This is a genomic window from Bradyrhizobium sp. USDA 3397, assembly GCF_054060965.1.
Genome location: NZ_JBSSDS010000001.1, coordinates 1,914,737 through 1,924,165 on the forward strand (window position 1 = coordinate 1,914,737; position 9,429 = coordinate 1,924,165).

General features: G+C 64.7%; 10 protein-coding genes. 4 read left to right on the forward strand and 6 right to left on the reverse strand.

Annotated elements, in window-relative coordinates; genetic code table 11:
* Window positions 1-22: 22 nt before the first annotated feature.
* Entirely contained in the window at window positions 23-715 is a 693-nt protein-coding gene (gene folE, locus ACVWYQ_RS09085) for a GTP cyclohydrolase I FolE (RefSeq protein WP_036010520.1), read from the reverse strand.
* 252 nt (window positions 716-967) lie between these two features.
* On the opposite strand from folE, the gene ACVWYQ_RS09090 reads away from it, so the two are divergent.
* Complete coding sequence (locus tag ACVWYQ_RS09090) at window positions 968-1,423, forward strand: iron-sulfur cluster assembly scaffold protein (RefSeq protein WP_036044037.1); 456 nt, start codon at window positions 968-970, stop codon at window positions 1,421-1,423.
* Window positions 1,424-1,529: 106 nt separating this feature from the next.
* Here the strand turns inward: ACVWYQ_RS09090 and ACVWYQ_RS09095 are convergent, their stop codons facing one another.
* The gene (locus ACVWYQ_RS09095) at window positions 1,530-2,426 is read right to left on the reverse strand and encodes a COG3904 family protein (protein WP_275499012.1); all 897 of its coding nucleotides are present in this window, start codon (window positions 2,424-2,426) and stop codon (window positions 1,530-1,532) included.
* Window positions 2,427-2,679: 253 nt separating this feature from the next.
* Between ACVWYQ_RS09095 and yidD the strand changes: the two genes are divergently transcribed.
* Window positions 2,680-3,018, forward strand: coding sequence for a membrane protein insertion efficiency factor YidD (gene yidD, locus ACVWYQ_RS09100; RefSeq protein ID WP_271544655.1), 339 nt, complete (start codon window positions 2,680-2,682; stop codon window positions 3,016-3,018).
* Between the two features lie 89 nt (window positions 3,019-3,107).
* The gene (locus ACVWYQ_RS09105) at window positions 3,108-3,314 is read left to right on the forward strand and encodes a hypothetical protein (protein WP_036044035.1); all 207 of its coding nucleotides are present in this window, start codon (window positions 3,108-3,110) and stop codon (window positions 3,312-3,314) included.
* Here the strand turns inward: ACVWYQ_RS09105 and ACVWYQ_RS09110 are convergent, their stop codons facing one another.
* Window positions 3,315-4,529 (reverse strand): hypothetical protein, encoded by a 1,215-nt coding sequence (locus tag ACVWYQ_RS09110; RefSeq protein ID WP_404540190.1) that lies wholly within the window; start codon window positions 4,527-4,529, stop codon window positions 3,315-3,317.
* Window positions 4,530-4,531: 2 nt separating this feature from the next.
* On the reverse strand, window positions 4,532-5,899 hold the full coding sequence (locus tag ACVWYQ_RS09115; RefSeq protein ID WP_404540187.1) for an APC family permease: 1,368 nt from the start codon (window positions 5,897-5,899) through the stop codon (window positions 4,532-4,534).
* A gap of 374 nt (window positions 5,900-6,273) precedes the next feature.
* On the opposite strand from ACVWYQ_RS09115, the gene ACVWYQ_RS09120 reads away from it, so the two are divergent.
* Entirely contained in the window at window positions 6,274-7,596 is a 1,323-nt protein-coding gene (locus tag ACVWYQ_RS09120) for an alpha/beta hydrolase (protein ID WP_456725579.1), read from the forward strand.
* A 37-nt stretch (window positions 7,597-7,633) separates the two neighbouring features.
* Here the strand turns inward: ACVWYQ_RS09120 and ACVWYQ_RS09125 are convergent, their stop codons facing one another.
* Both ACVWYQ_RS09125 and ACVWYQ_RS09130 read right to left on the reverse strand, forming a co-directional pair.
* On the reverse strand, window positions 7,634-7,999 hold the full coding sequence (locus ACVWYQ_RS09125; protein WP_157280621.1) for a hypothetical protein: 366 nt from the start codon (window positions 7,997-7,999) through the stop codon (window positions 7,634-7,636).
* 89 nt (window positions 8,000-8,088) lie between these two features.
* Window positions 8,089-9,264, reverse strand: coding sequence for an MFS transporter (locus ACVWYQ_RS09130; protein WP_456725580.1), 1,176 nt, complete (start codon window positions 9,262-9,264; stop codon window positions 8,089-8,091).
* Window positions 9,265-9,429 lie beyond the last annotated feature (165 nt).

A 9,429-nucleotide genomic window follows, 5' to 3' on the forward strand; every position in this document is an offset into this window, starting at 1 on the left:
CTCTCGCCGGTTTGTCGCGAGGTCAGCGCGTCGTGCCTCGCACCAGGGACAGGAAACGGGCCTGCTCCGCCGGATTGTCGCGGAACATGCCGGTGAAGCGGCTGGTGAAAGTAGAGGCGCCATGCTTGGCGACGCCGCGCACCGACATGCAGGTATGCTCGGCCTCGATCAGCACGGCAACACCGCGAGGCTTGAGGACCTCGTCGATCGCGGCGGCGATCTGCGCGGTCAGGTGCTCCTGGGTCTGGAGCCGGCGGGCGAAAATGTCGGTCAGGCGGGCCAGCTTGGACAGGCCGACGACGCGCTCCACCGGCGTATAGGCGATGTGCGCCTTGCCGTAGAACGGCATCATGTGATGCTCGCATTGCGAGGTGAACTCGATGTCGCGCACCAGGACGAAGTCGTCATAGCCCGCCGTCTCGCCGAAGGTGCGATCGAGCACCTCGGCCGGGCACTGGTGGTAGCCCTGATAGAGCTCGTCGAAAGCCTCGACGACGCGGCGCGGCGTATCGAGCAGGCCCTCGCGCTCGGTGTTCTCGCCGATATAGGCGAGCAGCGTCTTCACTGCCGCTTCCGCCTCGGCGCGCGCGGGGCGCGGCTGGTCGGCGCGGACGGCGGCCGCGAGGAATTCGGCAGGATCAAGCTCGGCCGGGCGGCTCTCGGGCTGCCGGTCGGAGGGCTTGCCCGGGCGGATGGATTTGATTGCAGCGTCCATATCTTCTCCGTTCGACGGCCTAACGGCCGGAGTGTCACCGGCAGACGGGGCGGCAAGCCGCCGGACGCCTGAACAGAACAAGTTTCGGTGCAAAAGTCCCGAGGTCACAACGCCGGCAGCCTAGATCTGGATCACCGCCACCGCATCCCTGGACTGTTTTTCCACCAGTTCCGCCCCTATATAGGACCGTGGGCGGCGCCCGCCAAGGCCGATCCGGCTGGAAGCGGGTGTGGACGCGTTGGACTCCATCACATGCTGAACGACATTTACAACAAGCGGATCATCGAGCTGGCCGGGAATATTCCGCGGCTCGGACGGTTGGCGGACCCCGATGCCTCCGCCACCGCCCATTCCAAGCTGTGCGGCTCGACCGTGAAGGTCGATCTCAAGATGAACGGGGACACCGTCACCGACTTCGCCCATGACGTGAAGGCCTGCGCCTTGGGCCAGGCCTCTTCATCCATCATGGCAAGTCACGTGGTCGGCTCGACTGCGAGCGAACTCCGTGAGTTACGCGAAACCGTTCGCAAGATGCTGAAGGAGAATGGTGCGCCTCCTCAAGGCAAATGGGAGGAGATCAAGTTCCTCGAGCCGGTCCGCGACTACAAGGCGCGCCATGCCTCGACGCTTCTCACCTTCGATGCCGTGGTTGATGCCATCGGCCAGATCGAGGCCAGAACCAAGCAGCCCGCCGCAGCGCAAGGCTGACCCCCTCTTCGTCATTCCGGGCGAACCTGCGTACCTCAGGTACGCACTTGCTTACCAAGGTTCGCGCTGACGCGCGCCCCGGGGATGACTGCCGATATTTAAGAGCTTACTTCGGCGCCGTCGCAGCAGCCGGCGTGGCAACACTACCGGTCGGCACCACGGCTTCCGCCGTCTTGGTCGACTTGGAAGCCTGCTCCGGTTCCGCGCCGAACCTCGCCTGCGTCTTCGGTGCAAGCTCCGCCATTGCCGGCGCCGAGATATCCACGTGCGGGAGCACGTCAGCCACGAGATCGGTCGTAACCAGATTGGTGAGCTTGAGCTCGCCGGCATCGAGCTCGTGCAGGTCCTCCCAGGGCGGGACGCTGAGCGCAAGCGACAGCAGATCCCCGGCGCCACCCATATCGAAGGTGTATTTGGCTAGGCGACCGATGTCGCGCTCCACGATCATCAGGTCCTGTGCGCTATAACTCGCCGCCTTGGCATCGTCGGCGCGGTCGCCCATCCAGATCTGGTGAACCCGGACATGAGCGGCTTCCGGCACGTACCGCTTCTTGCCGGCCAGCAGCAGGAACGCGCACATGGACTCGCAATACGCTTCCGGCGCGACGGCCGGCCGTGTCGACGGCCCGCCGCGGAGGCTCACGCCGACCGTGGTCAAAAGCCCGAGATTGCGGAAGCGCCGGCCGAGCGTGATCGCGTCATTGACGGAGCCGCCGCTGGAATCGAGCACTACGGTGGCGCCGCCGAGCTGGCGGCCCCGCGAAAACTCTTCGAATTCTTTGGGCGTATCGGCGGTGATGATGCCGACCGCACTGATCCAGCCGCGGCAGTTCGGCTCGCAGGCGACCCAGCTGAACTTCATCGGCAGCTTGCGCTCTTCGAGAACAGCGCCTGCGCGGGCCGACGATCCGAATGTCGCGACGGCACCTGCCAGCGCGACCCCACAAACGGCGGTTCCCACCAGCAACCAGCCGCGAAGATTAAGGGAGTTCAGAAGTCTCAATCTGGTTCCTTCCCCAAGCCCCAAGCCCCAAGCCACCAAACATTCCCCGGTAGCGCTATCTGAGTCCATCATACAGGCGTATGTTTCTACACACGGCCGTCATAAAAATGGTATCCGGGCGAATACAGATCGTCCACAGATACTTGCTGCAGTGCTCCCAAAAAACACGCAAAATATGGCGCGGAAACAATAGCTTACGGTTCCCTGCCCCGGAACTATGCAACATCGCGCCTAAGGTCGCAGCAAAGCGCCCATGAAGCATTCAGCCTGCCAGCGCTGTTCCAGTTCGGTCGATGGTGTGCTCCGGCTGCCGCGCAGATTCGGCCGTGGGCTGATCTGGGTGTATCGCCATACGCTGTCGCCTCTGGTCGGGTACAACTGCCGGCATCTGCCGACCTGCTCCGCCTATGGCGATGAGGCGATCGAACGGTTCGGGCTGTGGGCCGGCGGCTGGATGACGCTCGCGCGCCTGCTCCGTTGCCATCCCTTCGGCACGTCCGGCATCGACAATGTGCCCCTCACCGCGCCCAAAGGCGCACGCTGGTATCAGCCCTGGCGCTATGGCCGCTGGCGCGGAGTTAACGCGCCCTGACTTGCGGTGCTCTGAACAGCGCCGCCCTGACCGGAACCTTAGACTTTCCGCCCGCGTTGTTTTGATGCTCCCCACGGGAGGAAACAACAATGCGCTGGAAAATCAGCCCGCATTTTCACGTCAAGCCCGGTCCGAATCTCGATCACAGGGCGCACGATCCAAGAACCATCGACCTGCTCGCCATCATCGCTTTGCTTGCGCTCGTCCTCGGCTCAGGCTGGTATCTTGAGAGAAGCCTTGCGACACAGCCGAGCACGACGACGTTCATCGTGCCGAGCCAGAGCGTGCATTGGTAGTCATCGGAACCAGTAGAACCGTCCCTGTGACGGAGGGATCGACTCCGGCGGTCGTAGCCGCTTCGGGCGCGGCGGCTTTGGCGCCGGCTCGGCGGCCGAAGTGGTCTCTGCAGCCGGTGCGGTCTCGCTGCCCGGCACCTTCACCGCCAGCAGCAAATTCGATTCACGCATGCGCCAGCGATAGCCGACGCCGAAATCGATCGGCTGGGCACGCGTGAACAGCTCGGCGTAGCGCTCCTGGTAGCGGCCGGGGAATTCGTCGATGGGGCCGAGATAGCGGCCGAACGGGAAGAACCTCCATTGCCGCGCATTGTAGTTCGCAAGCGGAATGCCGGAATCGTCCTGGATGATGGTGGCGCTGTTGGCGAGCAACCAGTCGCGTGCGACGGTGAAATTGCCGGAGTGCAACAGGTAGGACGCACTCTTGAGCAGGCTGTTGCCGGGCCCGAGCGTCTCGCAGAATTTCAGGAAGCCCGTGGCACGTGCGCCGGAATTTGAGAGGTCGGTCGCGAAATAATACAGCGTACGCGCTTCCCCGTCGCTGCCGGCAAAGCTGATGCGGACGCCGCGCGTCGCGTTCCGTCCGGGATTGTCGCCGCCGACATGTAGCCCGCCCTTGTCGTCGAGCGCGACCATCTCCACGTTGCGGATGTTCTTGCCGGAGCGGGCGAGAAAGACATAGAGGATCGGCAGGGTGCCGTTCACCTGGTTGGCGCTCAGGTCGACCTTCATCTGCTTGGTGATGAAGAACGAGAAGCTCAGGATCGAGCCAAGCGAGCGTTCGACGTTATAGAGCGCAGCGCCGACCGAACCGCGCGGCAGCCGCGTCAAATCGGGCACCGCGCCGACCGGCTCCAGCGCGCCGAGCACGTAGGTGCTGGCCTTGGAATGGAAGGCGTCGGCGTAGAGGAAATCGGGGCCGCTGAACAAATAGAACATGGTCGGTCGGGGCGCGGCCAGATTGAGGTCGGCCCAGCTGCGGATCTTCGAGAGCTGACGCTGCTCGAGCTGAGCGAAGGCGCCGTCGAAGAATTTGGCGTGACGCTGCCAGGCCGGGTCCCTGGTGAGCGGCACCAGCGGCGAGTCCGCCGAAGGCTGCATGCCCGCAAGGAAGCGCGCCGTGTCATCGAAGGTGACGTCTGCGGCACGCGCGGACGAGACGGCCGTAGCCAGGAGGACGAAAGCAACAGCCGCAATTCTCAGGGGGCGGAGCATGTCTATTCGGGATGCGGTGATGCGGCAGCGACGACGGGCCGCCTGCGGAAAACAGCGTAAATCAAAAGGCCGGAGAGCATGACGAGCATTCCCGACAGCGACTGAAGCGGCCGCTCCGTCAGAAGGTAGTACATCATGAACGCGGTCACGAGCAGAAACACGAGCGGCGTGAACGGGTATCCCCAAGCGCGATAGGGCCGCGGCAGATCGGGATCGGTGATACGCAGCTTGATGACGCCAGCGACCGTGAAGAACGAGCAGAACAACAGCGCGAACTGGATGAAATCGAGCACCGCCTCGAAGCTGCGCGTGAACAGCAGAAGATTGGCGATGGCCAGTTGGAACAGGATGGCATAGGCCGGCGCGCCGCTCACCGACCGTTTGGAGAAAACGCGCAAGGCGGGAATGTCCTCCCCCATCGTCATCATCACGCGCGGGCCGATCCACATCATCGCGCTGATCGAAGAGATCAGACCGAAGCAAATCATGGCGCCGACGATCCGACCGCCGAGACTGCCGAAGATGGCGGTGCCGGCGACACTTGCGACGTCGAGCTGGCCGGCGAGCGCGCTGACCGGCGTCGAATGGAGAAAGACCGCGTTCAGCGCGACATACAGCACGAGCACGATCAGCGTGCCCGCGAGCAGCGCGCGCGGCAGGTTCCGTTGCGGCGTCTTCATCTCGCCGATGATGTAGGTGGCGGCATTCCAGCCCGAGAACGAATACATCACGAAGACGAGCCCGATGGCGAACGGCGCGCTGACGATGTGAGCGATATCGCCGGGCTGCGGCGTGAAGCTGATCGGCTGCGGCACGGCGATGACGAAGCCGGCGACCAGGAAGGCGACGATCAGCACGACCTTGAGGACGGTCGAGATCAACTGGAATGTGGATGAGTGCCTGACGCCGGTCAGTTGCACCAGCGAAACCAGCCACACCACGCCGATGGCGAGCGGAATCGCCGGCAGATCGGGTACGACCGACTTGGCATATTCCCCGAACGCCATCGCGGCGAGCGCGACCGGCGCTGCGAATCCGACCGTGGCCGACACCCAGCCGGCGAGGAAGCCGAAGGCCGGGTGGTAGGCGCGGCCGAGGAAATTGTACTCGCCGCTCGAGCGCGGAAACATCGCGCCCAACTCGCTGTACGCGAACACACCGCACAGCGCGACGACGCCGCCAACCGTCCAGAGGAGCAGGATCGAGAAGCCGGACGGGATGTCCTTGACCTGGAAGCCGAGGCTGGTGAAGACGCCGACCCCAATCATGTCGGCCACGACGATGGCGGTGGCGACCGGAACAGAAACCCCGGCCCCCCTCCCGGTCAGCCGGTCCGTCCAGGGCGGGGTACCCGCATCTGATGCCGTCATCAGGGTCCTTGACCTCAGGCGCTTCGCCTCGTGGGGCCCATCGTGCACTTTGGCCCAGTCAATTCAAGCAGGGTTAACAAGGGTTAAATGAGGCAACGGAGGCAGGTACCAGACCACCGCCTAGACTCTTCTTTGGACGATATCTCTGGATGCACCCGGAATTGCCCGTTCCGCTCCCCCACAATCAGGACACGATTGCATGGTCCTTTCGAGCGTTCCGGATGTGGGGAAGTTTCTCCGGACGCTTAACGTCGCCTAAACGCCAGTCCGCTCAATTGTTTCAAGATTGCCGATGGACGTGTGACTTGGACGTGTGACTTGGACGTGTGACCTGGGATGTAAGACTTGGGTCGTGACTTTGGGGTCAAGGGTGGATGGCCGGGGCCGCTCCTAAACTGAGAGCTGATGATCGTGCCGATCGGACACCGTCCGATCGGCATGATCGTGCGCTCCGGGCCGGTCTGATCTCAGTCATGGTGCCGTTGTCGCTGACGCTGGTTCAATGCGGCAAGGCGCCGGATCCGGCGGCGTTGGCGGCGAACTCCCAGGCGAATGTCCAGGTGGTCGCCAAGACCAATTCGCAGACCTCGAACGCGCGCGTGGCAAGCGGCGACACGTTCGAGGATCGCTTCCCTGCCCCGCAGTTTAGGGAGCGCTTTCCCTCGGCGAGTGAAAGCTTCCTGCAACGGCAGATGTCGGACCTTTCGCCCAAGAGCGCGGTCCAGCGACAGATACCGGAGCAGGCGTCCTACAAGGTGGCGTCGCTCGAGCCGCAAGTCCCGTACAAGCGCCCCGCCCGCGAGGATCTGACGACGCTCGTCAGCATGAAGTCGTCGGCCTTCCCCTATTTCGGCAACAACCCCGCTTCCGACGCGCCCTTCCTCAACATTTCCAAAGGCGACCGCCGCGGCCACCGCAGCTATTCCGGCCGCGTCTACTGGCAGGACGAGACCTACAACGACAGCCGCGTGCTGGCGCACGTGCCCGAGCATTTCGACCTGCGCAAGCCGGGCGTGATCGTGGTGTTCTTCCACGGCAATGGCGCAACGCTCGAGCGCGACGTCCGCGACCGGCAGATGGTGCCGAAACAGGTCACCGATTCCGGCGCCAATGCGATCCTGCTTGCGCCGCAGATGGCGGTCGACGCCGCCGATTCCAGCGCCGGAAAATTCTGGCAGCCGGGCGGCTTCAAGCGCTTCATGGCGGAATCGGCCGACCATCTTGCGCGCCTCACCGGCGATCCCAACAGCGCGCGCGCCTTCGCCAACATGCCGATCGTGATCGTCGGCTATAGCGGCGGCTTCCTGCCGACAGCCTGGAGCCTGGAGGTCGGCGGCATCAGCGACCGCGTGCGCGGCGTGGTGCTGCTCGATGCCGTCTATGGCGAGATGGACAAATTCGCGTCCTGGATCGAGAACCACCGTTCCGGCTTCTTCGTCAGCGCCTACACCCGCCACACCGCGCGGCGCGACCGCGAGCTGATGAGCATGCTCCGCCAGAAGGGCATCAGCGTCGCCGAGGACATGGACGGGCCGCTACGACCCGGCAGCGTGGTGTTCGTGGAGACCGGCGAGGGCATCACCCATCGCGACTATGTCACCCGCGCTTGGACGCGCGATCCGCTCAAGGACGTGCTGGTGAAGATGGCGGCGACGCCGTCGCTCGCGCTGACGCGCGTCGCCTCCACAAATCCCTAGCCGGGCCGATATCAGGTCTCGATATCAGTTCCAAATATTAGTTCCTGGGCAGCTTCGGAATGCTCTCGGCAAAGCCGTTGAAGCAGGCCAGCCGCTCGTCCTCTTCCTTGAAGAAGCGGCAGTCGGCATAGCCCTTGGCCTTGGCCGGCTTCGGCTTCGGCGCCGGCGGGATCACCGCGTCGTAGCAGTTGAGGCGATCCTTGGTACCGTCGTCGATCTCGAGGCAGGCCTGGAGGCGGACGGCGATCGATTGCGGCTTGCCCTTTGGAGCGGCGGCAGCCTCCTTGGCGCCTTTCGGCTTGACCTGCACCAGCGGCTTGTCCCCCACCATGGGTGGCTTCTCGGTCTGCGCAAATGCGGAGGCTGAATAGAGCACCGCGGCAACCGCCAGAATCATCCTCATCTCAGTCAACTCTCTTTGATCCCCACGCCGGCCTTCTACCGCTCCCGCGCGAGGTTTGCCAAGCGCCTTGCGCGCACGACCTGCTGCGTTCAGGCGGTGGCGGCAGCCGCCCGCCGGGGCCGGGTCACGACCACCAGGATCAGTGCCAGCACGACGAAACCGACCGCGACGAAGCCGAGCGCGTGCAGGAGCTCGCGGGCGAACAGCAGCCCGCCGACGGCGGAGCCAACCGCCTGGCCGATATAGAGAACGGACGTGTTGAGCGCCACGGTGGCCGATGCGAGCGGCGGCGCAGCCGCGACCAGCCGCACCTGCTGCATCGAATTGGTCGAGGCGAAGCCAAGGCCCCAGATCGCTACCGCGCCCGCCATCATGACGAGCGAGCCGGCGCCGAGGGCCCACCCGCTCATCCCGGCAAGCAGCAGGCAGGTGAACAGCAACGAGGTGCGATAGGGCCCCGCAGTGTCGACGATGCGCGTGGCGACGACGACGCCGAGGAAGCCGCAGATCCCGTACAGCGCGAAGACCGAGCCGATCGCATCGGGACCGGCGCCAGTGAGCTTGTTGAGCAGCGGGCCCATATAGGTGAACACGACGAACTGCCCCGACATTTGCAGCATCGTGATCGCGAGCAGCAGCAGGATCGTCCTGCTTCGGCCGACGGCGGCCCACGTCTTCAGATCAACCGGTGCGCCCTGCAGACCCGCCGGCAGACGCAGCAGCAACAGCAGCAAGCTGACGCAGCCGAGCGCGCCGACCCCGCCATAGGCCGCGCGCCAGCCGTAGCGGCTGGCGATAAAGGTGATCAGCGGCAGGCCGACGGCGGCTGCGAGCGACCAGCCGAGAAAGAGGTACGCAATGGTGCTGCCGCGCCGTTCCGCCGGCACGATCAGCGCAGCCGTGCCGGCGGCCTGCGGCGTATAGAGCGAGCCGACCGCGAGCATCGCGAGCCGAATGATCAGCAGGCTGGTGTAATCGGGCGCAAACGCGGAGGCGAGATTGCCGAGTGCGAGCACGGCCAGCGTCGTGGCGAGCAGGGTCCGCCGTTCGATGCGGCTGGTCAGCCACGCCGTCAGCGGCGAGCCGACGCACAGCGTCACCGCGCCGAAGGTGATCAGGAGCCCGGCCGCGTGGATGCTGATCCCGAGCCCCGCCGACAATTCCGGCAGCATGCCCGCCGGCGCCAAGACCGAGCAGCCGGTCACGAGATTGCCGAGCATCAGGGCGGTTGGCGCGAAACGTCCGGCGGCTGGGGCGCTTTTCATGCAAGCGCATGTAGCGGCGGCCTGCGACCGGTTAAAGGGTACAACGTCAAATAGTTGCGGGCTCCGCCCCGGGTTTTGCGCGCCACTTTCTTGGAAATGCCGGATTGCACAGGCCGAATCGCCTGATATATCGCTCGTTCCCGCTTACCTGCGCTCGTTCGCAGG